Here is a 23,125-nt window from a genome sequence, read left to right as displayed (position 1 = left end):
ACTCGCCGGGTCGGTGTGTCGGAAAGCGGGCGTCCTCAGGGGCGCCAGCGCAGGAAGTTGCCGAGGAGCGCGAGGCCGAGGCGCTGGCTCTTCTCGGGGTGGAACTGGGTGCCGGCGATGTTGTCGCGCGCGACCATCGCCGTAACCGGACCGCCATACTCGGCGTGGGCGACCACGTCCGCCGGCTCGGCGGCTTTCAGCGCGAAGCTGTGGACGAAATAGGCGTGGAGCCCCCCCTCCCCGATCGCGATGTCGCGCAGCAGCGCGTGCTCGCGGTCGAGATGCAGGGTGTTCCAGCCCATATGGGGGATCTTGAGGGCCGGATCGGCCGGCTCGATCGGGGCAACGTCACCGGGAATCCAGCCGAGACCCGCGGTCTCCTCGTATTCGAGGCCGCGGCTCGCCATGAGCTGCATCCCAACACAGATGCCGAGGAACGGCTTCCCCTGGTTCTTGACGGCCTCCCGCATGGCTTCGACCATGCCGGGAACCGCATCGAGGCCGCGGCGGCAATCGGCGTAGGCGCCGACGCCGGGCAGCACCACGCGGTCGGCGCCGGCCACGGCCTCCGGCACGTCGGTGACGACGATGCGGGTGCCGTCAAGCCCGGCCTCGCGGGCCGCACGCTCAAACGCTTTGGCCGCCGAATGGAGGTTGCCCGAACCGTAATCGATGATCGCGACGGTCTGCTCGCTCACCGTCCACCCTCGCTCGCGGGGAAAAGGCCGATCACCGCGTCGTCGCGGCGCTGGGGGAGACGGGTCGCGGCGGGCGCAGCGGCTCCCACCGTGGCGATACCCGGGGTCGACTCGGCGTCGAGCCAGCGGGCGGCGGCCTTCAACTCGGCTTCCTCATGCGAGCCCGCGATCACCGCATCCCGAGCGGGCTTGCCCCGGCGGCCATAGGTCCAGCGGCGCAGGCTCGACGCCTCGAGGCCGATCAGCAGGCTCGCCAGCACCGTGATGACCAGCGCCGCGAAGGGTGAGAGGGCGAGCGCCCGGCCCGCGAAGGCGAGGGCGACGAGCCCCGCCAGTACAAGGAGCGCCGCGAGCCAGAGGCGATGACGCACGAACCACAGGACCGTGAAGGCGAAAGCGCCCCACGCGAAGCCGTCGCGCACGAGATGCGCCTGCTCCAGAGCGCGGGGATCACCGCGAACCGAACCCTCGGGAACGTGCAGCGTATAGGTCCGCATCTTCGCTCCTCCCCCGATCACCGTCAGAGCGATCCCTTGGTAGAGGGAACGCGGCCCTCCTCGCGCGGGTCGATGGCGACGGCCTTGCGCAAGGTCCGGGCCAGCCCCTTGAAGACGCTCTCGGCGATGTGGTGCGCGTTCTCGCCGTAGAGTGTCTCGACATGCAGCGTGATGCCGGCATTCATCGCGAAGGCCTGGAAGAACTCCCGCACCAACTCGGTATCGAACTGGCCGATCTTCTCGACGCGGAAGCTCGTGCGGAAGACCAGGAACGGACGGCCGGAGATATCGATGGCGATACGGCTCAGGGTCTCGTCCATCGGCAGGTGGATGTCGGCGTAGCGGGCGATGCCGCGCTTGTCGCCGAGCGCCTTCGCGACCGCTTGTCCGAGCGCGATGCCGGTATCCTCGGTGGTGTGGTGCTGATCGACGTGCAGGTCACCCTCGACCTTGATCGTCACATCGAACAGGCCGTGCCGGGCGAACAGCTCCAGCATGTGATCGAGGAAGCCGACGCCGGTCGAGATCTCGGCCTTGCCGGTGCCGTCGAGATCAATCGAGACGGAAACGTCGGTCTCCGCCGTGCGGCGGCTGATGCTGGCTGTACGCATCGCGTGCTGGATGTCTGATCCTGGAACGATCGGCGGGCTTCGGAGGCCGGCCGGGCCTGCCTTGTAGTGTGGAAACACCCGCCGGGGGAAGGGTTTTGGCGCCGGGCCCCATCATGAACCGCAGCATGACGTCATCCGCGGGTCATGCGGCGAGGACAGCTTGGCCTGCTTCGACCGGCCGAGAGGAGCCGCCATGCTGTCCCGACGTTCCGTTCTCGCCGCCAGTGCTGCGCTCATGGCCGGCAAGGTAGGTGCCGCCGAGAACCGGCTGCGCTTCGGCGTCATCGCCGACCCGCAATATGCCGAGGCACCGCCGCATCCGACCCTTGGCCGCTACTACGCCAACAGCCTCGACAAGATGCGCGCCGCCGTCGCCGCCTTGAACGGCGAAGACCTGCGTTTCGTGGTGACGCTGGGCGACGTCATCGATCGGGACGTGGCCAGCTATGAGCGGATCCTGCCGATCTACCGGACGCTTCGCCACGAGACGCGGTTCGTGCTCGGCAACCATGATTTCGACGTGGCGCCCGAACATCGCGGACGGGTGCCGCGCCTGCTCGGGATGGAGGGCTCGTATTACGATTTCGCGGTCGCCGGTACCCGTTTCATCGTGCTCGACGGCAACGACGTCTCGCTGTTCGCCCCACCACCGGACGACCCGCGCCGGACCTTGGCGGCCGAGCGTCTGGAGCGGGCCAAGGCGGAAGGCCTCGTCAACGCCAAGCCCTGGAACGGCTCACTCGGCGATGCGCAGTTCGCATGGCTTGAGAGGAGTCTTCAGACGGCGCGGGCGGCCGGCGAGCGGGTCGTCGTGCTGAGCCACTACCCGATCGCGCCCGACAACCCGCACAATCTCTGGGATGCGGGCCGGATCACTGCCCTTCTCGCCCGGCAGCCGCACGTCATCGCCTATTTCAACGGCCATAATCATGCGGGCAACTACGCCGAGCGCGACGGAATCCACTACGTCACCTTCCACGGCATGGTAGACACGCCCGCCAGCTCGGCCTTTGCCATCGTCGAGATTGCGGGCAACCGGCTGGAGATTCAGGGCTTCGGTCGTGAGCCGAGTCGTTCCCTAACCCTCAAGCCCGCCTGAGGACGCCCGTGCTCCGGCGGATCGGAGCCACTTTCATGCGTGTCCTCTCCTTGCCTGGCGTCACAGCCGCCTGTCTTCTGTCGATGTCGGTCTCGCCCGCGCTGGCGGCCTTCCCCTGTGACGAGCTGTGGGGCGAGCGCAACGCGATCTACAAGGATGCGGGCTACTGCTTCCGCACCGAGCGGGCGATCCGCGCCTTCGGCAATGCCGGCTGCAAGTACGACGAGCTGGCCGACGTGCCCCTCTCCGCCCGCCAGCGCGCCGACATCGCCGACATCCAGCGCCAGGAGCGCGCCGCTGGCTGCGCGCGGTAAATCCGACTCTGACTTCGCTCCGTCACAGAGAGCAACGTCGTCCAGGCGGGCGAGTGAGACGCCCGCCCTGAACCCTCGCGGACCGGATCGCTCCGGCTGCCATTGCGCGATGACCGTTCAGCCGTTCAGCACCCGTCCAGCCACCGCATCGAGCTTGGCCAGCAGTTCCGGGTCGCGCTGGGCGGGCGCCGTCATGATCGCGCCGTCCAGCGCCCGGTGCGAGCCCGCGGGACACGCCTCGCGCTCGGCCGGGAAGTCGCGGGCGACGCGAGCGACGAGCTGCGCCGCCTTGCCGGCATTGGCGCGGGCCACCGCAACCACCGAGGCCACGTCGACGCTGTCGTGGCTCGGGTGCCAGCAATCATAGTCCGTCACCATGGCGATGGTGGCGTAGGTGATCTCGGCCTCGCGGGCGAGCTTGGCCTCGGGCATGTTGGTCATGCCGATCACGTCGAAATTCGAAGCCTTGTAGTGCTTCGACTCGGCGAGCGAAGAGAATTGCGGCCCTTCCATACAGACATAGGTGCCGCCCCGGTGCACCGAGATCCCCTCGGCTTCCGCCGCGGCGGCGATGCGCTTCTGCAGCACCGGACCGACCGGCTGGGCGAAGGACACGTGGGCAACGCAGCCATTGCCGAAGAAGGAGGTCGCGCGGCCGAACGTGCGGTCCACGAACTGATCGACCAGCACGAACAGGCCCGGATGCAATTCGTTGCGGAACGAGCCGCAGGCGGACAGCGAGACGATGTCGGTGACGCCCGCGCGCTTCATCACGTCGATGTTGGCGCGATAGTTGATGCCGGTCGGCGAGAAACGGTGGCCGCGCCCGTGGCGAGCCAGGAACACCACCTTGGTCTCGCCGATGCGGCCGATGCGCAGCGCGTCGGAGGGCTCGCCCCAGGGCGAGGTGATGGTCTCCTCGCGGACATCCTCCAGGCCGGGCAAATCATAGACACCCGAGCCGCCGATCACGCCGAGAACCGCTGCCGTCATGCAAGAATCCTTGTGTGGTGTGGCCGATATCTTCGCGGTCGGCGCCACGCGTTGTCGCGCGGGACCGGCTTAAATGTCGGCGATGACGTTTTGAATGCGCGCGGATCGGCTCGTCCGGCAATGGAACCCCCTTAGCGCAGGCGTCCCCCGACACGCAAACGGGCCCACGAGGGGCCCGTTCGTCCGTCCGATGACTGAACCGGTCAGTAGGTCTTGTGCAGCTCGGGCTGGAGGCCGTGGACCTCGCCGCCGACCTTCTTCCAGATCTGCTTCTTCACGTAATAGAGCAGGCCGGCCAGTACGATGAGGAACAGGATCACGCGAAGACCCAGCGCCTTGCGGGCCATCATGTGCGGCTCGGCCGCCCAGGCCATGAAGGCCGACACGTCGTGCGAGTATTGCTCGACCGTCTCGGGCACGACCGGCTCGCCCTTGTCGTTCTTCGGATAGGTGATCTGCCCGTCGCTCAGCGGGTTCGGCATCGCGATCACGTGGCCGGGATAGTATTTGTTGTAGTAGCCGCTGTCCGGCATCGTGAAGCCCTTCGGGGCCTCCTCGTAGCCTGTCAGCAGCGCGTGGATGTAGTCGACGCCCTGCTCGGAATAGCCGGTGAAGGGCAGCGCATCGAACACGAAGAGCGGGAAGCCGCGCTCGTAGGTGCGGGCCTTGGCGAGCACCGAGAAGTCCGGCGGCGCCTTGCCGCCATTGGCCGCGGCCGCCGCCTTGTCGTTGGGGAAGGGCGACGGGAAGCGGTCGGCGGGTCGGGCCGGACGCTCCTTCTCGGCGCCGGAATCGTCGAGTTCCTTGACGCTGTAGGTCGCAGCGAGCGCCTTGACCTGCCCCTCGGTGAAGCCGGGACCGCCCGGCTCCGCGAGGTTGCGGAAGGCGACGAGCCGCATCGAGTGGCAGTTGGCGCAGACCTCCTTGTAGACTTGGAAGCCGCGCTGGAGCTGCGCTTGGTCGAACCGGCCGAACATGCCGGCGAAGGACCACTTCTCCCGCGGCGGATTGATGCCGTGTCCGTCGTCGGCCAGGGCCGAGCCGGCACCGAGGGAGGCCGCGAGCAGGGCCGCGGCGGCGAGGCGTGCGATGCGCATCGGTGTTCTCTCCCTCTGGCGCTAGGCGCGCTTGGCCGGTTCGGCCGCCGCGCCTGCGGGCATGCCGGACCCGCTCACCTGCTTGCCTGGACCGGTCACGGTCTCGAGGATCGAACCCGGCAGGCGGTCAGGCGTCTCGAACAGGCCGACCAGCGGCATGACGAGGAGGAAGTGGGCGAAGTAGTAGATGGTGCAGATCCGCGAGGCGAGGACGTAGCCGCCCTCCGGGGGCTTCGCGCCGAGCCAGCCGAGCAGGATGGCGTTGATCAGGAACACCCAGAAGAACACCCGGTAGACCGGACGGTAGTTGCAGGAGCGGACCCGCGAGGTGTCGAGCCAGGGGGCGAAGGCCAGGATCAGCACCGCACCGAACATCAGGATGACGCCGCCGAGCTTGTCCGGGACCGCGCGCAGGATCGCGTAGAAGGGCAGGAAGTACCATTCCGGCACGATGTGCGCGGGGGTCACCGAGGGGTTGGCCGGGACGTAGTTGTCAGCGTGGCCGAGATAGTTCGGCTGGTAGAAGATGAACCACGCGAACAGGATCATGAACACCACCACCGCGAACACGTCCTTGACGGTGGCGTAGGGGGTGAAGGGCACGGCGTCCTTGCTCGACTTGATCGGAATGCCGGCCGGATTGTTCTGGCCCGTGACGTGCAGCGCCCAGACGTGGAGGACGACGACGCCGGCGATCATCCACGGCAGCAGGAAGTGCAGCGAGAAGAAGCGGTTGATGGTCGGGTTGCCGACCGAGTAGCCGCCCCAGAGCAGGCTCTGGATCGTGTCGCCGACGACCGGAATCGCCGCCAGGATGTTGGTGATGACGGTAGCGCCCCAGAAGCTCATCTGGCCCCACGGCAGGGTGTAGCCGAGGAAGGCGGTGGCCATCATCAAGAGGTAGATGATGACGCCGAGCAGGTAGAGCACCTCGCGCGGAGCCTTGTAGGACCCGTAATAGAGGTTGCGGAAGATGTGGACGTAGACCGCCACGAAGAACATCGACGCGCCGTTGGCGTGCGCGTAGCGCAGGAGCCAGCCGTAATTCACGTCGCGCATGATGTGCTCGACGCTCTCGAACGCGTTGCTGGCGTTCGGATCGTAGTGCATCGCCAGCCAGACGCCGGTGATGATCTGAATGCCGAGGAACGCGATCAGGATCGCGCCGAAGGTCCAGAAGTAGTTGAGGTTGCGCGGAACCGGGAAGGCGACGAAGGACGAGTGCACCAGCCCGACCAGCGGCAGCCGTGACTCGAACCACTTCGCGAGGCGGCTCTTGGGTACGTAGGTCGAGGTCGCGTGTGCGCTGCTCATCGGTTTGCCCGCTCCGGCTTCTCGTGTCCTGTTGTCAGGCGACCGCCTTGCCGCCTTCTTCGCCGATCTTGATCTTGGTATCGGTCTCGAAGGCGTAGGGCGGAATCGGGAGGTTGGTCGGCGCCGGGCCGCGGCGCACGCGGCCGACGGCGTCGAACTGCGAGCCGTGGCACGGGCAGGACCAGCCCTCGTAATTGCCGGAATGGCCGATCGGCACGCAGCCGAGATGAGTGCAGTTGCCGTAGGCCACGAGCCAACGGTCATGCCCTGACTTCACTCGGGTGTCGAACGCGGCCGGATCGATCATCTCGGAGAGCGGCACGGCCTTCATGTCCGTGACTTCCTTCTCCGTGAGCTTGCGCACGAAGATCAGCTTGCCGCGCCAGAACACGTTGACGATCTGGCCTTCCTGGATCGGGCTGAGATCCACGTCGAGCGGCGCACCGGCAGCGACGGTGGCGGCATCGGGTGCCATCGAGGCCACGAAGGGCCACGCCACCGCGCCGGCCCCGACGGCCAATCCCGCGCCCGTGGCGAGGAAGAGGAAATCTCGCTTGGTGCCCTGAGGCCCTTCGTCCGCCAAGGTGCAGCCCTCCCGTCAGCCGTCGCGCCGAGCCTCTCGTGGCGCCCCGGGCTTTCCCGGCTGCGCGCGCCTTGGAGGCTTTCGAATTCGAAACCTGGCGCAAGGGGTGACACCATCGCGCCGCGGCAATCAATGCGACCGTGGGTCACCGGATTACCGTTTTATTTCCTGCGCGGCTCTCTGACATGCCAGATGCGAACCTGTCCAGACTGCCGCGCTTGATGCGGCGTGTGGCACCACAACGATCCCCGGTGATCGTTACCGCAGAGCATCATCTCCGGAACGCATGGTGCGGATGGGCCGCCACGTCGGCCGGCCGCTCATGCTTGTGGAACCCGAGGCGCGAAGTCCCGCTGCAGGCGGTCGCGTGGCCACGCATGCCACCGCCGCGCTTGCACCGCCGAAGAGCAGGAGCGTAAACGACGCGTCTTGAGGAGTTTTTCGATGACCGACCGCCAGCCCGGCTTCAACACCCTCGCGATCCATGCCGGCGCGACCCCCGACCCGGCCACGGGCGCGCGGGCGACGCCGATCTACCAGACGACGAGCTTCGTCTTCGACGACGTGGACCACGCCGCCTCGCTGTTCGGGCTCCAGGCCTTCGGCAATATCTACACCCGCATCACCAACCCGACGAACGCGGTGCTGGAGGAGCGCATCGCGGCGCTGGAAGGCGGCACCGCGGCGCTGGCCGTCGCCTCGGGCCATGCCGCCGAATTCCTGACGCTCCACGCGCTGATGCAGCCGGGCGACGAGTTCATTGCGGCGAACAAGCTCTACGGCGGCTCGATCAACCAGTTCAATCACTCCTACAAGAACTTCGGCTGGCAGGTGGTCTGGGCCGACACCGACGACCCGGACTCGTTCGAACGCGCCATCACCCCGCGCACCAAGGCGATTTTTTGCGAGAGCATCGCCAATCCCGGCGGGGTCATCACGGATATTGCCGCCCTCAGCGTCATCGCCAAGCGCCACAACATCCCGCTCATCGTCGACAACACGATGGCGACGCCGTACCTGATCAAGCCGTTCGAGCACGGCGCCGACATCGTCGTGCACTCGGCCACCAAGTTTTTGGGCGGCCACGGCAATTCGATCGGCGGGCTGATCGTCGACGGCGGCACGTTTCAATGGCAGGGCGACGAGCGCTACCCGATGCTATCGCAGCCGCGGCCGGAATATGCCGGCATGGTGCTGGCCGAGACCTTCGGGAATTTCGGCTTTGCGATCGCTGTCCGTGTCCTCAGCTTGCGTGACCTCGGGCCGGCGCTCTCGCCGTTCAACGCCTTCCTGATCCTCAACGGCATCGAGACCCTGCCGCTGCGGATGCAGCGCCACTCCGACAATGCCCTGAAGGTGGCGAGCTTCCTCGCCGGGCATGAACTGGTCGAGTGGGTGAGCTATCCGGGTCTTGAGAGCGACCGCTACCATGCGTTAGCCCAGCGCTACACGCCCAAGGGCGCGGGCGCCGTGTTCACCTTCGGCCTCAAGGGCGGTTACGAGGCCGGCGTGAAGCTGGTGTCGAATCTCCAGCTCTTCAGCCACCTCGCCAATATCGGCGACACCCGCTCGCTGGTGATCCACCCCGCCTCGACCACGCACCGCCAGCTCACCGACGAGCAGAAGCGGGCGGCGGGGGCCGGCCCCGAAGTCGTGCGCCTCTCGATCGGGATCGAGGATCCGCAGGATCTCATCGACGACCTCGACGCCGCCCTGCGGGCGTGAGGCTCACGCCCTGCGGGACAGCGTCAGCGCGTCCCGCAGATCCCGCACGTCGGTGAGGAGCCGCCCCTCCCGGCGCATCCGCGCGAGCAGCGCCCGGTCGGGAAAGCCGCAATAGGGCAGCACCGGAACGCTGCGGCCCGCCGGAATCGCCCCTTCGGCGGCGATTTCGCCGAGCACACGATCCACCAGGATGCGGCCGTGCTCGTGCAGACGCACCGAGGCGCGGGTGGCCGTCGTGTCGTCCGGCAGCGCGACTGCCTCCTGCGCGAGGATCGCCCCGGCATCGATCGCGGAGGCGAGGCGGTGGACGGTGACGCCGAACGCCCCCTTCCCGTCGGCCAGAGCGTGAATCGTGGGCACCGGGCCGCGGTGAAGCGGCAGCAGGCTCGGATGGAGGTTGATTCCGCCGAGCCGCGCCCGCTTCAGCGTCCCTGCCGAGAAAATCTGATCGAAATGGAAGGCGACGATCAGATCGGGCGCATGCGTCGCGAAGGCTCGGGCGACTTCTTCGCCGTTCACGTCGTCGATTCGCAGCACCGGAATCGCGAGCCGGCGGCAGAGGGCGGCGAGCGGCGTAGCCTCGGGGGTCCCGGCCGTGCCGGCAAGGCGCTGAGTGAGTGGCGCGAGCGGGCGCAGCAGGTCGGGCAGCCCGAAATTGACGCCGAGATAGGGGAGGAAACCGGGGCCGGATCGGGCGAGATGGCGCTGGACCTGGCCGATGAGCCCGCCGGTGGCCGGTCGCTCGGCATTCGAGAGCCCGACGAAGGCGATCGTTTCCGCGTGATCCGCCACGAAGCGGCGCACGGCGCGGGCGTTCGGCAGCGCCTCCAGCGCGAACAGGGCGATCCGGGGCGCACCCATCAGCGCCGATGCCGGTTGCGGAAGCGGAAACCGTGCAGACCGGCGCTGCGGACCCATTCCGGCACCAGCAGCGCGCCGCGGGCGAGCGCGGCCAGGATCGCGGGGAAGGCGATCACGTCCCGGTCCCGCTCCAAGCCGCCGGCGATGCGGGCGGCCGCCTCGTCCGCAGTGATTTCGAGCGGGCGCCATCCCTTGATGACGCCGCCCATCGGCGTCTTCACGTAGCCCGGCGTCACCACGCTGAGGCGCACGCCGAGCGGCTTCAGCTTCTGGCGCAGGGCAAGGCCGTGGGCCAGGAGCGCCGCCTTGGCGCCGCTATAGGCCGGCGCGTCGGGCAACGGCGCATAGGCCGCGAGTGAGGAGATCAGCGCGATCTGCCCCCGGCCACGCTCGCTCATCAGGGTCACGCAGGGCAGCATGACGTTGAGCGCGCCGGTGAAGTTGATATCGGCGGTCTCGAAGGCCGTCGCATCGGTCTCCAGGCCACCGGACGGGTGCCCTCCGTTCACCGCGGCGTTGACGATGACGAGATCGAGCGGCGTCTGCGCGTCGGTCTCGCGGATCCAGGCGCCGATGGCCTCGCGCTCGCGCACGTCGATCAGCCGGATCCGGGTCTCGGCTCCCAGCGCCCGACAACCCTGTGCCACGGCTTCCAGCCGCTCCCGGTCGCGCCCCGTGAGCACGAGGCCCGCTCCCCTCGCGGCGTAGAAGCGCGCCAGGGCCGCGCCGATGCCGCTGGAGGCGCCGGTGATGAGGATGACGGACAAGGCGGCGTGTTCTTTCCGCAAGGGGCCGGGTCGCAGTCGAAGGATTCCGGACCCGCGTCAGTGGCTGGCGGTCAATAGGCGGGCGAGAGGATTTCCTCGCGGTCGGCCTGCTCCAACGAATCGCGGGCGGCCGCCAGCGAGGCGGGCGGCAGCGCCGCCTCGAGACGGGGAACGACACCGGCCACCGCCCGCGCGATCGCCGAGCGGGAGAAGTAGCCGCCGTTGATCTGAGTCCGGTGCATGACGACGCGGAGGAAATCCTGCATCAGGTCCGCCTCGGGCGCCTGCGGATTGCGCCAGAAGGTGTCGATGTCGCCCTGATGGGTCAGGCCCGGCAAGTTGTAGACGGCCGAGCCGAAGGCCAGCGTCGGCCGTCCACGCTCGAGGGCGAGCATCCCGACGGTCGAGTTCACCAGCACCACGCCGCGGCTGCCGTCGATGAGCTTCGGCAGATCGCCGCCGTCGATGAAGTCGAGCCGGTCGTTGCAGCCGTGGCGCTTCGCCGATTGGCGGGCACGCTTGCGCCAGTTCATGATGCCACTGTCGAGCGGGTGCAGCTTCACCAAGAGCCGTGTCGGCGCCTGCGAATGCTTGGCGAAGGAGGCGATCACCCGATCCATGAAGCCCTCGACGCCGAGGAACGGCGAGTGGACGCGGATCTGGTAATCGCTGTCGAGCTGGAGCGGCAGCAGGAAATAGTCGGCGTTGATCGCGTGGTAGATCTCGTTGACCCGCGCCGCCTCGCGGCGGGTGCGGCGGCGGCGCACGAACTTCCGGATCCAGCCGGCATACTCGGCCGCGATGTGATTCGGCCGGTGGGTGCGGAACCCCGGATAGAGGTAGGGAAAGCCGATATTGGCGATGTTGAAGCCGATATCCCACAGGCTGCGGCGGGCCATGTCCCCGGTGAGCGGCATGGCCCGGCCGGGCTGCGGCAGCCTGCGGGCGAGCTCCCGGATCTCCTCCGCCCGCTTGGGCAAGGTCGAGTTGCCGTTCACGCCGCCGGCCTCGCAGGTGATCCAGTAAGGCCGGACGTAGCCCTCCTCGAACACGTGGATGCGCACGCCCATGGGTTTGGCGACCTGGACCGCGGCCTGATGATAGGGACGGCAATCGCCGAACAGCACGATGTCGGTGATGGCGTGCGTGCGAAGATAGGCTTCGAGATAAGCCTCCCAGCCCTCACGCTTGCCGCGATAGTGATCCGCCGGATGGGGCCAGAACAACCAGTCGCCAGCTGAGAAGTTGATGCGCCGGACCCCGTGGCCGCGCTCGCGCAGGGCCGTGCCAAGCACCGAGAAGAACGGAGAAGCGATCCCCTGCAGGAACAGGAACGTGGCGCCGTGGTGGCCTATGGTATTGGCACGAGGCTGCGACATTCCCAGGCGCTCAATTCCTAGTCGTGAAGCGATCGGTATTGCATTGGCCGGCTGAGCACCTCTCACGACAGCCGCGCGTACGACAATCACCGCTCGGGGCAGTCGGGAGAATTTGCGGTCTCCGTTGCCGATCCATCACGCAGAACATGCGGCGATCGGACGGCCATCGTCTCGCGCCAGATTGCGGCTCCTGTGTGTCCAGTCCAAAATCATCCTCTGAAAAGTGCATCGCAAAAGCCGTCGCCGCTCGGCTCGCGGAGAAAGCGATGTCGGCCATGTCCCCTTTGGCCTGTGCCGCAGCCGAGGCTTGGGCTATGGAGCGGGCCTCGCCATGATCGCCCCACCATGATCGACCTGCGCCACATCGAGCCGCACGGGGATACCGGGCTGCCCCGCTCCTTCCTGCCGCTCGGGCGGACGGTTTGGCATCTGCGCGCGCAGGTCGAGGCGGCGACGGGGGCCTCGCTGACCTTCCGCTCACCGGGCCCGCCGGCCCTGTGGTCCGCAACCGGCGAGGGGAGCGGCAAGGCGATCCTGCGGGTGGCACCGGGGCCACTCCTCAGCCCCTACGATTCTCCCGAGACCGGCCTTTCGAGCCTGCGGCTGCATTACGGCGGCCTTTCCGTCGGCGGAGAGGCAGCATCCCCGGATCTCGGCAATCTCCTACGCGCCCGCGGGCTGGCGGGCTCCAATCGCTTCGCCCGCTCGCTTCCGGAGGCCGTGACGCGCGAATTCGCCGGTGAGGCGGCGCCCGAGCTCGCCCTGATCGATCCGGAGACCGCCGCCTCACCACGGGTTTTGCGCGCCTTCCTGACGCGGCTCCTCGCGGACAATCCAGGGGCGCGCTTCGTCGCCGCCGGTCCCGAGGGTTGCCCGACGGAGGGAGTGCCCGCCGATCCGCGTCTCACGGCGATCGCGCCTCCTACCGACCCGTGGTCACTGTTTCCGATCGCGGCGCGCATTCACGTGGCCCGCTGGGACGCGGCCTGCGAGGCCGCGCTGGCCGGCTTCGAGACGGTTTGTCCCGATCCCGCGGCGGGTCCGCGGCCGGCCGACGCCGCGGGCTTCTTAGCGTTGCGCTACGGCGCGGGCGTGCACGGTTTCGATCCGTGGACGCGGCGCCTGATACCGGTGGCGGACGCCGCGGAGCGGGTAGCGTGGCTGCGCGACCGCTTTCTCGGCAACGACCGCCGTGTCGTTCTCGTCGGCGTTTCCGGCTGGAAGCGGGCTGCGCTCGATGTCTTCGCCACCGGGCCGGCGGGCGCACCGCTCCACACGATGACGGCGGAGGAGGCGGTGACGCTCGCCCGCAGCCATGGCGGCCGAGTTCAGGCCTGGGCGACCCGCTGCCCGGAGCAGCTTCCGCGCCTCTGCGCCGAGGCCGAGATTCCCTTCGCGCGGATCGAGGACGGATTCCTGCGCTCGGTCGGGCTCGGTGCCAGCCTGGAGCCGGGCGCCTCCATCGTCGTGGACGACCTCGGCATCTACTACGATCCGCGGGTCGAGAGCCGGCTGGCTCGCATCCTGAAGCAGGCGGACTTCCCGCCCGGTCTGACCGCTCGCGCCGGCGCCCTGCGCGAATCGATCGTGGCGCGACGCCTGAGCAAGTACAATGTCGGCCTGGAGGCCCCCGGCGCGGACTGGCCCACCGACCGGCGGATCGTTCTGGTGCCGGGGCAGGTCGAGGACGACGCCTCGGTGCTGACCGGTTCGCCGCAGGTGCGCGGCAACCTCGCCCTCCTGCGGGCGGCCCGCGCCCGCAACCCGGACGCCTTCCTGCTCTACAAGCCGCATCCCGACGTCGAGGCCGGGTTCCGGCCCGGCGCGATCCCAGAGGACGACGTGCGCCGGCTCGCCGACCGCGTTGTCGGCGGGTTCTCCATCGTCGACCTGCTCGACCGCTGCCACCATGTCGAGACCATGACGTCGCTGGCGGGCTTCGAGGCGCTGATCCGCGGCCTGACGGTGGCCGTCCACGGCCGTCCCTTCTACGCCGGCTGGGGCCTCACGGAGGATCTGGCGCCCGGTGCCGCGCGCGGCCGCACGCTGTCCCTCGACGAATTGGTGGCGGGCGCGCTGATCCTCTACCCGCTCTATCTCGATCCGGTGGCCATGAAGCCCTGCACGCCTGAGCACCTGCTCGACCGGCTCAGCGAGGCCAGGGCCGCCAAGCCACCCTCGCGGCTCGCGTTGGGTGTGGCCCGCCACGCGACGATGCGGCTGCGCTACGCCCTGATCAACCCGATCCTGCGCCGTCTGCGTGCCCGCCGCGGCGTGCGCAGCGAATCGGGCCGCTGAGACGGCATGAGCCTCGCGACCCTTCTCGTGCCGCTGGCGGTCGCGATCGTCGGCGCCTTCGCCATCGAGGCGACGGCCTCGCCGCAACGCCCGAGCCTCCGCCCGGCCGATCTGGCGGTCCGGTTCCTCGGCTATGCCCTGATCACGCTGTTCTGGTTCCAGTTCTCGTGGCGCCCCTGGCTCGCCGCCTCGTCCTGCCTTCTGACGCTGGCCATCCTCGCGGTGGTGGATCGGCTGAAGCGACGGGTGATCGGCGAGCCCGTCGTGTTCAGCGACCTCGCCCTGCTCGCCCAGGTGCCGCGTCATCCGCAGCTCTACTACACCCTGCCGCTCACCGATCTCCGGATCGCCGGGCCCCTGCTGCTTGGTCTTGCCGCTGTCATCGCGTGGTACCTGCTGGAGCCGGCGGCCCTGCCGGAGGGAGCGGGCGCGTCCGCACTGGCGATCCTCGGCCTGCCGGCCGGGCTGGCGGCACTCGCGCTCTTCGGCCTAAGCGCGGCCGGCCAGGCGGCTTTGCGCCGGCTCTTCCCGCGGCCCAACCTCGCCCGCGACGTCGCCCGCTACGGGCTCGTCGCCACGATGATGGGCTACGGGCTGCGTCGTCTGGGCGAGACGGATGTCCGCCTCATGGCGGGCAACGGCGGCGAGCCCGACGATGAGGTCGTCGTCGTCGTCCAGCTCGAATCCTTCCTCGACCCGACCCGCCTCGGAGGACCGGATCTTCCGGTGATGGCGCGAATCCGGGCGCAGGCGACGCAGTATGGTCGCCTCGCGGTACCCGCGCACGGCGCCTACACCATGCGCTCCGAGCACGCCGTGCTCACCGGCCTCGATCCCGACGATCTCGGCTTCGGTCGCTACGACCCCTACCTTGCCCGCAAGGGCGAGGAGCCGACGAGCCTGGCCCGGCTTGCCCGCGCCGCCGGGTTCGCGACGGTGTTCGTGCATCCCTTCCACCGGGATTTCTTCGACCGTGCGCAGGTGTTTCGCACGCTCGGCTTCGATCGCCTCGTCATGGAGGAGGATTTCGCCGATGCCCCTCGCATCGGTCCCTATATCGGCGACGTCGCGGTCGCCGAGCGGATCCTGGCGGAAGTGGCGCCGGGCGGCGCGCCTGCCCCCGGAGAACGCAGCTTCGTCTTCTCCGTCACCATGGAGAATCACGGCCCCTGGAAGCCGGGCCGGCTCACCGGGATCGATGAGCCGCTGGCGCAGTACCTCCATCATGTCGCCCATACCGGCCAGGCGGTCGAGCGGCTGATTGACGGGCTCGCCGGCCGCAGGGCGACGCTCTGCGTGTTCGGCGACCACGCCCCCTCCCTGCCGGATTGCCGCCCTTCGCCCTCCGGCCCCCTCGCGACGGACTACGCCCTGTTCCGGTTCGGCCGCGGCGACGGCCCAGCGCCGATTCGGGTCGAGCTGACCGCGGCTCAACTCGGCTGTGTCCTGCGAGACGCCATCGTCCCGAAACAGGCGGGATTGAGGGGATAAGCGTGGCCGTGCCACGGTGGTGACGCATTGCTGCGTGAGCGCTCGCCGGCCATCGGCGCATCCTGCGCGTCATTCAAGAGTCAGGCCGGGGCCCGTGTTCAATGGATCGCAGTAACTGCGCGGCTATCGGAAAGGGGACGGACGTGACGGCACGGTCCGCCCGGACCCGAATGGAATCGTCCATGAAGTACGCTGCGTCCCTGACGATCCTCGCGGCCTCCCTCGCCGCATCCGGGTGTTCGATCCTGCCGGCGGCGGGGCCGACCACCTCGGCCATCGAGAGCGGCGCCGACGTCGCCACCGCCGAGGGCCTGTTCGCTCGCTACGAGATCATCGACGTCACCCCCGCCCTCGTCGAGTCCCTCCGCACCCGCCCCCTCGATAGCCTCCTCGTCACCTTCGGCGACAACCGGCCTGCTCTCGAGCCCGTGATCGGGGTCGGCGACTCCGTGGCGGTCCAGGTCTGGGAAGCCGGCTCCGGCGGCCTGTTCTCCGGGCCGCTGGTCGCCGACCGCTTCTCCGCCGGTTCCAAGTCCGCCATGATCCCTGAGCAGGTGGTCGGGCCGGACGGCGGCATCACCGTTCCTTACGCCGGCCGCATCAAGGTCGTCGGACGCCGCACCCAGGACGTCCAGGCGCTGATCGAGACCGAACTCGCCGGCAAGGCGATCCAGCCGCAGGTGCTCGTCTCCGTCACCAAGCCGGTCTCGCAATCGGTCACCGTCACCGGCGAGGCGGCCACCGGCAAGCGCGTGCCGCTCTCGGGCCGCGGCGACCGGCTGCTCGACGTCATCGCCCAGGCCGGCGGCGTGCGCACGCCCGTGGCCGAGACCTTCGTGCGCCTGTCGCGCGGCAACCGCACCGTCACCGTGCCGATGAGCACGGTCGTGGCCAACCCGCGCGAGAACATCTTCGTGCGCCCCGACGATACGCTGACGCTGGTGCGCGATCCGCAGACCTTCCTGTCGGTGGGCGCGCTCGGCGCCACCACCGAGGTGCCGTTCTCCGCCGACGGTCTGACGCTGTCGCAGGCGCTGGCCCGCGCCTCCGGCCTGCGCGAGACCCAGGCCGATCCGGCAGGCGTGTTCATCTTCCGCTACGAGCCGGCGGCGGTGGTGCGGCGCCTGCGGCCGAACTCGCCGCTTCTGGCCTCGCCGCAGGTGCCGGTGGTGTACCGGGTCAACCTGCGCGATCCGCAAGGCCTGTTCCTGACCCAGAGCTTCCGCATGCGCAACCGCGACCTCGTCTACGTGTCGAGCGCGCCGTTCGCGGAGCTGGGCAAGGTGCTGAGCGTGTTCTCGACCGTGACGGCGCCGGTCGCCGCCGGTGCCTCGCTCTACACCGTCACCCGATAGAAATCCTATCCCGGCGGGCGCGGGTGCAGGCATACCCCGCCCTCCCCTTCGAAAGTCCGCCCTGTTTCATCGAGATCCCGACTTGCCAAAGGTCCAGCCCGCGTCATTCCATGCATCGCATACGATGTCGGATGCGCGGCCGTGCCGGTCCCGAACGGGGAACCGTCACAGGACGATGGTCCTGACAGACGACAACGGTCCGGACCGGCAGACCTTGGCAACGGGGCAGCGGGCTGGGAAAGAGGCGCCATGACGGTCCGACGCCCCCTCGCCCTCGCTTCGGCCTGCCTCGGCCTGCTGGCCGGCCTCCTCGTCTCGGCGGCGCCGGCTGCGGCCGACGTCAAGGTCGGCGTCGCAGTGCCGCGCACCGGGCCCTACGTCGCCGTCGGCGAACAGGTTCTGCGCGGCGTCGAGGCCGCCGCACGCGATGCCAATGCCAAGGGCGGGATCAACGGAGAGCCCATCGTCCTCGACGTTCAAGACGATTCCTGCGACTCGAATCAGGCGGTCGCTGTCGCCAACCATTACGTGAATGCCGGGGTCCGGCTCGTGGTCGGCCACGTCTGCTCGAACGCATCGCTCGCGGCCTCGGAAGTCTACGCCGCCCACGGGATCGTGATGATCACCGCGGCCTCGGTCGCCGCCAAACTGACCGATCGCGGACTGCCGACGATCTTCCGGGTCAGCGGCCGCGACGACGATCAGGCCAAGCTCTCCGCTGCGATCCTCGCCGAGCGCTTCCGCGACCGAAAGATCGCGATCCTCAGCGACCTGTCGCCGGCCTCGCGCGCTCTGGCCGCCGCGACGAAGGACAATCTCAACCGCATCGGCGTGAACGAGGCGATGTCCACGGCCTTCCAGCCGAGCGACGCCGATGCCGCCGCCCTCGCCGACCGGCTCAAGGGCGCGGGGATCGACGTGGTTTATTACGGCGGCGACGCCCAGGAGATGGGCCGGCTGGTCCGCATCTCGGCCGAGCGCGGCTTTCGCCCGCAATGGTTCGGCACCTCGGCCATCGCCACGTCGGACTTCGCCAAAGTCGCCGGCCCCGCCAGCAACGGCGTGCTGATGACCTTCTATCTCGATCCGAGCCGCAAGCCCGAGGCGCAGGGGGTGGTGGCCGCCTTCAAGACGAGCGGGATCGAGGCGGACGGCTCGATGATCTACGGCTACGCCGCCATGCAGGCGCTGGTGGAGGCCGGCAACTTCGCCCACAGCACCGATCCGGCCGCGATCGCCAAGGCCCTGCGCCACGAGCGCTTCGACCTCGTGCTCGGCCCCGTCGGCTTCGATGCCAAGGGCGATATCACCGCCCAGGGCTACGTGCTCTACGTCTGGCGCGACGGCAACTTCACGCCGGCCAAGTCGAACTGATACGGACTCCGCTCGATCGGAGCGGGGAGCGTATCAGCGAGTCCGCGCGGCGCTTGAGCGATGGCCAAATCCGCCATCCCGAAGGAATCAATCGGATTTGGCATGATCCGCCGAACTGATCCGAGGGTCAGTCGCGCAGAGCCGCATCCACTTCCGCGCCGCGGCCGAGGTCGCGCATCACTTGATCGAGATGCGGACGCTTGCGCAGTTGCAGCGCGTGCAGGCGGCGCACCGCCTCGCTGAGGCTGCCCTGGCGCCCGAGCATCTCGTCGGCGAACGCGATCATGCGCGCGTTCGGCCACGCCTTCTTGCGCTGGGCGTGAAGGCGGGCGATCAGGTCTTCGGCCGATGTATTGGGCTCGGCCTCGGCGAACAGGGTCGCCAGCGCCGCGGTCGAGCGCGAGATGCCGACATGGCAGTGGACGAGAATGTGGATCTCGCCGCCATCGGCGATGGCCTCGCGGCCGAAGATCAGGATCTTCTCGATGTCCGTGCGCTCCGGCAGGACGACGCCCGGCGCCGGCTCGATGGCATCGTGAAAGCGCAGGATGGTGCGCCGATGGGCGCCGTAGGTGCCGAACGCCTCCGGATCCGCCCGGTCGGGGTCGAGGATCGACAGGACGTGGCTGACGCTGCGAGCCTGATGCTCGACGAGTTCGTCCAGGCCGCAGACGGTGTGGAGGCTGAGCTTCTCGGTGTACACGCCGAGCCTGCTATCACGCCGGAGCGCCGGAGGCGACGGGCGTCGCCCCGGTTTCCCGAAGGCGGCCTTCACGTGTATGGCAACGGTCGGCCAGCGTATCGGGACGATCCGGGAGATTCATGTCACAATTCGTGCCGAAGACCCTGCAGCGCCGCGCCCTGCTGACGGCCGGCCTCGGCGCCGGATTGGGCGCCGCCGGCACGTTGGCGAGCCCGGCCCAGGCCCAGTCGTCCGCGCCCGAGCTGCGCTGGCGCCTGACCTCGGCCTACGCGCGCAGCCTCGACATCCTGTTCGGCGCCTCCGAGAGCCTGGCGAAGGCCGTGGCGGAGGCGACCGACGGGCGCTTCCAGATCCAAGTCTCGGCCACCGGTGAAACAATCCACGCCGACGGATTGCTCGACGCGGTCGGGAGCGGCAAGGCCGAGATGGGGCACGCGCCGGCCAGTTTCGGCATGGGCAAGAATGCCGCCTTCGCGCTGGCGACGGCGATGCCGTTCGGGCTCAACGCCCGCGGCCAGAACGCGTGGTGGCTCCAGGGCGGTGCGGCGGAGCTGTTCGCGGAGATCTTCTCGAAGAACGGATTGATGGCGCTGCCCGGCGGCAATACCGGGGCGCAGATGGGCGGCTGGTTCCGTAAGGAAATCAAGACGGTCGGCGATCTCCAGGGCCTCAAGCTGCGCATCGGCGGGCTCGGCGCCACGGTGCTGGCCAAGCTCGGCGCCGCGGTGCAGGCGACACCGGGACCGGAGATCTTCGCGGCTTTGGAGAGCAAGGCGCTCGATGCGGCCGAGTGGATCGGCCCGCACGACGACGAGAAGCTCGGGCTCCAGAAGGTCGCGCCGATCTACCATTATCCCGGCTTCTGGGAGGGCGGCGCCCTCCTGCATTTTTGGATCAACGCCGAGGCCTGGAAGGGTCTGCCGAAGACCTATCGCGCCATCCTGCAGGGGGCGGCGGCGCAGGTGAATGCCGAGGTTCAGGCGCGCTACGACGCGCGCAACCCCCAGGCACTGCGCCGACTCGTCTCCGGCGGCGCGCAGCTTCGCCCCTTCCCGCAGGATGTGATGGAGGCGGCGCTCAAAGCGTCGAACGAGGTCTATGCCGATCTCTCGGCCAAGAACCCCGACTTCAAGCGGATCTACGATGCGATGAAGACCTTCCGGAACGAGGAATACCTCTGGTTCCAGGTGGCCGAGTACACCTACGACAACTTCATGATCCGCGCCCGCGCCCGCGGATGACGCGATCCCGGACTTCGGACAAAAAAAAGCCGCCCGTGAAGAGCGGCCCGAAGTCTAGGGAGGAAACGCCCAAGGAGGGCAGCGGGAGGCGGACGCCGTCCGCGTTCCCGCAATGCACAAATTGATCTTTGCTTGGATTTTTTCAAGCCGCTTCGTCGGCAATGTTGGCATTTGCGCGTGTGCAGGCACACGTCAGCAGCCGTCTGTCACTCAAATGCCGCATGCGGCCCAGGGGGCGAATGCAATGGTTGCGGCCGATGCCGCAATAGATGGATGCGCGCTCATTGCTTTCATCGCGGGCCACATCCTTGATCCATTTGGCGAATCCTGATCGGCCGCCGAGCTTGATCCTGAAGGCCGCCGGAATCCTAGCCCCGCCGATGCAACGTTTGCCGGCCTGGCGCATTTCCTGCGCCGACGCGCGCCGCCAGGTGAAAGCCGAATCACACGACCGAGATCGATGGCGCTGATCGACGGCGCGAGCGGCTGGGACGGGAGCAGTTTCGAGCGATGGCGATTCAACCGGCCCGCATCCGGGTGCTGAACGACAGACCGCCGCGGGATGGGTCCGACTACGTCCTGTACCTCATGCAGCAGGCCATGCGCGTTCCGTTCAATCCGGCGCTGGAGCTGGCGATCGAGGAAGCCAACCGCCTCAAACTCCCGCTTCTGGTCTGCTTCGGCCTGCTCGACGGCGCCAACGGCTTTCCCGAGGCCAATGCACGGCACTACGCCTTCCTGCTGCAGGGCTTGGCCGACGCGGCGACCGCCTTGGACAAGCGCGGCATCGCCTTCCTCGTGCGCCGGGGAACGCCGGCCAAGGTCGCCATCGATCTCTCCGAGGGTGCGGCTCTGCTGGTGCTCGACCGCGGCTACCTCGCGATTCAGAAGCGCTGGTATGGCGAGATCGAACAGAAGGCGACGTGCCGGATCGTGCAGGTCGAAGGTGACGTGGTGGTGCCGGTCGAGACCGCCTCGACCAAGCACGAATACGCCGCGCGCACCCTGCGCCCGAAGCTTCAGAAGCTCTGGGACGACTTCCTGGAGCCGCTGGCGCGACGCACGATCGAGCAGCCCGCCGGAGGGCTGATCGAGCGGCTAAAGCGGAAGGACGGGCTCGACGTCTCGAACCCGGACAGGCTGCTGGCGAAGCTGACGCTCGACACCACGGTTGGCCCGGTGAAGCGCTTCCGCGGCGGCCACACAGAGGCAGGCAAGCGCCTCAAGCGCTTCGTGAAGGAGGCCTTCGCCGGCTACGGCGCCGGCCGCAACAAGCCGGAAGCCGGGGCGGCCTCGCATATGAGCCCCTACCTGCATTTCGGGCACATCTCGCCGGTCGAGATCGCGCTGGCGATCCGCGCGGCGAAGGACGCTGACGGCGACGACCGCTCGGCCTATCTCGAAGAGCTGATCGTCCGGCGCGAGTTGGCGATGAACCACGTCTTCCATACGCAGGGCTACGACGACTACGCCCGCGCCGTGCCCGACTGGGCCCGCAAGACGCTCGCCGAGCACGCCGACGACGAGCGCCCGACGCTCTATTCCGAGGCAGAGCTGGCGGAGGGGAAGACCCACGACCATTACTGGAATGTCGCCATGCGCGAGATGCGCGAGACCGGCTACATGCACAACCAGCTACGCATGTACTGGGGCAAGAAGATCCTCGAGTGGTCGCCCTCGCCGGAGGAGGCGTTCGCCCGGACGTTGCGGCTCAACAACCGCTACTTCCTCGACGGCCGCGACGCGAACTCCTTCACCAACGTCGCCTGGATCTTCGGGCTGCACGACCGCCCGTGGCAGACGCGCAAGATTTTCGGAAGTGTGCGCTACCAGAGCGAGAACTCGCTCAGGAAGTTCGATGCGAAGGGCTACGAGCGGGCCGTGACGCAGCTGTGCGAAGCGGAGAAGAACTGAACCGTCAGCGCTTCAAACACCCCATCAGCCCATCCACCTGCCCCATCCGCCCCTGGATGCGCGCTGCGATCGCCCGCACGCCGCGGGTCGGCTTGCCGGCGCTGCGCAGGATCGGGTTCGGCAGGGCGGCGGCGAGCAGCGCAGCCTCGTTGCGGCTCAGATCGCGGGCGCTCTTGCGAAACCAGTGGCGGGCGGCGGCCTCGGCCCCGAAGATGCCCTCCCCCCATTCGGCGACGTTGAGATAGATCTCCATGGTCCGACGCTTGCCCCAGATCGCATCGGCCATCACCGCGAGCGGGATTTCGAGCCCTTTGCGGATGTAGGAACGGCCGGGCCACAGGAATACGTTCTTGACCGTCTGCATGGTAATGGTCGAGGCACCCCTACTCGGGCCCTCCTCGTCGTCCACCACGTCGCGCAGGGCGCCCCAATCGACGCCGTTGTGCAGGCAGAAGCGCTGGTCCTCCGAGGCGATCACCGCCTGGATCAGGGCTGGGGCGATCGCCTCCAGCTTGACGCTGTCCCGCTGCGCGCCCTGGAGCGTCAACCAACGCCCCAGCATCAGGGTTGAGGGCGGGGTCGCCACGCTATAGACGAGCGCGAGCGTGAGCGTGAAGGCAAGAATGGCAATGGGAGCCAGCGTGATCAGGGTGGCGGCGCGCCGCAGCCCGGTTCGACGCTTCGGGACGAAATCCCGCGGCGCAGCTTTCCTCGCGAGAGGCCGCGACGACGGAATCCGTCGCAGGTCGCGCCCCTGCCGCTCCGCCTCGCTCTCCTCCGGCACCGCCACCGCGCGTCCGCCCCTCCCCGA

22 protein-coding genes are annotated in these 23,125 nt (G+C 68.5%); 9 read left to right on the top strand and 13 right to left on the bottom strand.

Annotated elements, in window-relative coordinates; translation table 11 throughout:
* Positions 1 to 35: 35 nt before the first annotated feature.
* The 3 genes from hisH to hisB are packed head-to-tail and all read right to left on the bottom strand — an operon-like array spanning position 36 to position 1,806.
* Positions 36 to 698 (bottom strand): imidazole glycerol phosphate synthase subunit HisH, encoded by a 663-nt coding sequence (gene hisH, locus LPC10_RS12700; RefSeq protein WP_231342028.1) that lies wholly within the window; start codon positions 696 to 698, stop codon positions 36 to 38.
* A complete protein-coding gene (locus LPC10_RS12695; RefSeq protein ID WP_231342027.1) occupies positions 695 to 1,195 on the bottom strand; it encodes a DUF2628 domain-containing protein in 501 nt (166 codons plus the stop codon). Before LPC10_RS12695 ends, hisH begins: the two co-directional genes overlap by 4 nt.
* A gap of 23 nt (positions 1,196 to 1,218) precedes the next feature.
* Positions 1,219 to 1,806 carry an imidazoleglycerol-phosphate dehydratase HisB gene (hisB, locus tag LPC10_RS12690; RefSeq protein ID WP_231342023.1) on the bottom strand — a complete coding sequence of 196 codons (588 nt, stop codon included), beginning with the start codon at positions 1,804 to 1,806 and terminating at the stop codon, positions 1,219 to 1,221.
* Between the two features lie 193 nt (positions 1,807 to 1,999).
* Here hisB and LPC10_RS12685 point away from each other — a divergent pair, with 193 nt between their 5' ends.
* A complete protein-coding gene (locus LPC10_RS12685) occupies positions 2,000 to 2,905 on the top strand; it encodes a metallophosphoesterase (protein WP_231342022.1) in 906 nt (301 codons plus the stop codon).
* A gap of 35 nt (positions 2,906 to 2,940) precedes the next feature.
* A complete protein-coding gene (locus LPC10_RS12680) occupies positions 2,941 to 3,219 on the top strand; it encodes a YARHG domain-containing protein (RefSeq protein ID WP_231342021.1) in 279 nt (92 codons plus the stop codon).
* A 117-nt stretch (positions 3,220 to 3,336) separates the two neighbouring features.
* Here LPC10_RS12680 and LPC10_RS12675 read toward each other — a convergent pair whose 3' ends face one another.
* The 4 genes from LPC10_RS12675 to petA all read right to left on the bottom strand — a co-directional run bounded on the left by LPC10_RS12675 (position 3,337) and on the right by petA (position 7,206).
* Entirely contained in the window at positions 3,337 to 4,212 is an 876-nt protein-coding gene (locus LPC10_RS12675) for an S-methyl-5'-thioadenosine phosphorylase (protein ID WP_231342020.1), read from the bottom strand.
* A gap of 203 nt (positions 4,213 to 4,415) precedes the next feature.
* Positions 4,416 to 5,309 (bottom strand): cytochrome c1, encoded by an 894-nt coding sequence (locus tag LPC10_RS12670; protein WP_231342018.1) that lies wholly within the window; start codon positions 5,307 to 5,309, stop codon positions 4,416 to 4,418.
* 21 nt (positions 5,310 to 5,330) lie between these two features.
* Positions 5,331 to 6,623 (bottom strand): cytochrome b/b6, encoded by a 1,293-nt coding sequence (locus LPC10_RS12665; RefSeq protein ID WP_108940452.1) that lies wholly within the window; start codon positions 6,621 to 6,623, stop codon positions 5,331 to 5,333.
* Between the two features lie 34 nt (positions 6,624 to 6,657).
* Entirely contained in the window at positions 6,658 to 7,206 is a 549-nt protein-coding gene (petA, locus tag LPC10_RS12660) for a ubiquinol-cytochrome c reductase iron-sulfur subunit (RefSeq protein ID WP_231342016.1), read from the bottom strand.
* Positions 7,207 to 7,650: 444 nt separating this feature from the next.
* Between petA and LPC10_RS12655 the strand changes: the two genes are divergently transcribed.
* On the top strand, positions 7,651 to 8,931 hold the full coding sequence (locus tag LPC10_RS12655) for an O-acetylhomoserine aminocarboxypropyltransferase (RefSeq protein WP_108940450.1): 1,281 nt from the start codon (positions 7,651 to 7,653) through the stop codon (positions 8,929 to 8,931).
* A gap of 3 nt (positions 8,932 to 8,934) precedes the next feature.
* Here the strand turns inward: LPC10_RS12655 and LPC10_RS12650 are convergent, their stop codons facing one another.
* The 3 genes from LPC10_RS12650 to LPC10_RS12640 form a co-directional block, all read right to left on the bottom strand.
* Positions 8,935 to 9,792 (bottom strand): formyltransferase family protein, encoded by an 858-nt coding sequence (locus LPC10_RS12650; protein ID WP_231342015.1) that lies wholly within the window; start codon positions 9,790 to 9,792, stop codon positions 8,935 to 8,937.
* The gene (locus LPC10_RS12645; protein ID WP_231342013.1) at positions 9,792 to 10,559 is read right to left on the bottom strand and encodes an SDR family oxidoreductase; all 768 of its coding nucleotides are present in this window, start codon (positions 10,557 to 10,559) and stop codon (positions 9,792 to 9,794) included. The genes LPC10_RS12650 and LPC10_RS12645 overlap by 1 nt, the downstream gene beginning before the upstream one ends.
* Positions 10,560 to 10,630: 71 nt before the next feature.
* A complete protein-coding gene (locus tag LPC10_RS12640) occupies positions 10,631 to 11,938 on the bottom strand; it encodes a capsule biosynthesis protein (protein ID WP_231342011.1) in 1,308 nt (435 codons plus the stop codon).
* Between the two features lie 345 nt (positions 11,939 to 12,283).
* Here LPC10_RS12640 and LPC10_RS12635 point away from each other — a divergent pair, with 345 nt between their 5' ends.
* The 4 genes from LPC10_RS12635 (at position 12,284) to LPC10_RS12620 (ending at position 18,456) form a co-directional block, all read left to right on the top strand.
* On the top strand, positions 12,284 to 14,236 hold the full coding sequence (locus LPC10_RS12635; RefSeq protein ID WP_231342010.1) for a capsular biosynthesis protein: 1,953 nt from the start codon (positions 12,284 to 12,286) through the stop codon (positions 14,234 to 14,236).
* A 6-nt stretch (positions 14,237 to 14,242) separates the two neighbouring features.
* A complete protein-coding gene (locus LPC10_RS12630) occupies positions 14,243 to 15,727 on the top strand; it encodes an LTA synthase family protein (RefSeq protein WP_231342009.1) in 1,485 nt (494 codons plus the stop codon).
* A gap of 182 nt (positions 15,728 to 15,909) precedes the next feature.
* A complete protein-coding gene (locus tag LPC10_RS12625) occupies positions 15,910 to 17,082 on the top strand; it encodes a polysaccharide biosynthesis/export family protein (protein WP_231342008.1) in 1,173 nt (390 codons plus the stop codon).
* Positions 17,083 to 17,331: 249 nt separating this feature from the next.
* Positions 17,332 to 18,456 (top strand): branched-chain amino acid ABC transporter substrate-binding protein, encoded by a 1,125-nt coding sequence (locus LPC10_RS12620; protein ID WP_231342007.1) that lies wholly within the window; start codon positions 17,332 to 17,334, stop codon positions 18,454 to 18,456.
* Between the two features lie 127 nt (positions 18,457 to 18,583).
* Here LPC10_RS12620 and LPC10_RS12615 read toward each other — a convergent pair whose 3' ends face one another.
* Positions 18,584 to 19,159: a tyrosine phosphatase family protein gene (locus tag LPC10_RS12615; protein WP_231342005.1), complete on the bottom strand. Its 576-nt coding sequence runs from the start codon at positions 19,157 to 19,159 to the stop codon at positions 18,584 to 18,586.
* A gap of 119 nt (positions 19,160 to 19,278) precedes the next feature.
* Here LPC10_RS12615 and LPC10_RS12610 point away from each other — a divergent pair, with 119 nt between their 5' ends.
* Positions 19,279 to 20,400 (top strand): TRAP transporter substrate-binding protein, encoded by a 1,122-nt coding sequence (locus LPC10_RS12610; protein WP_231342003.1) that lies wholly within the window; start codon positions 19,279 to 19,281, stop codon positions 20,398 to 20,400.
* Between the two features lie 142 nt (positions 20,401 to 20,542).
* Here LPC10_RS12610 and LPC10_RS12605 read toward each other — a convergent pair whose 3' ends face one another.
* Positions 20,543 to 20,806, bottom strand: coding sequence for a hypothetical protein (locus LPC10_RS12605; protein ID WP_231342002.1), 264 nt, complete (start codon positions 20,804 to 20,806; stop codon positions 20,543 to 20,545).
* Positions 20,807 to 20,910: 104 nt separating this feature from the next.
* Here LPC10_RS12605 and LPC10_RS12600 point away from each other — a divergent pair, with 104 nt between their 5' ends.
* Positions 20,911 to 22,314 (top strand): deoxyribodipyrimidine photo-lyase, encoded by a 1,404-nt coding sequence (locus LPC10_RS12600; protein ID WP_231342001.1) that lies wholly within the window; start codon positions 20,911 to 20,913, stop codon positions 22,312 to 22,314.
* 4 nt (positions 22,315 to 22,318) lie between these two features.
* On the opposite strand, the gene mtgA is transcribed toward LPC10_RS12600, so the two are convergent.
* Complete coding sequence (gene mtgA, locus LPC10_RS12595; protein WP_231341999.1) at positions 22,319 to 23,104, bottom strand: monofunctional biosynthetic peptidoglycan transglycosylase; 786 nt, start codon at positions 23,102 to 23,104, stop codon at positions 22,319 to 22,321.
* Positions 23,105 to 23,125 lie beyond the last annotated feature (21 nt).

It is taken from the genome of Methylorubrum sp. B1-46 (genome assembly GCF_021117295.1).
In the GTDB taxonomy this organism is placed as follows: domain Bacteria; phylum Pseudomonadota; class Alphaproteobacteria; order Rhizobiales; family Beijerinckiaceae; genus Methylobacterium.
Note: the sequence above shows the minus strand (reverse complement) of the source record. Positions and strands in the feature narration are given on the sequence as shown.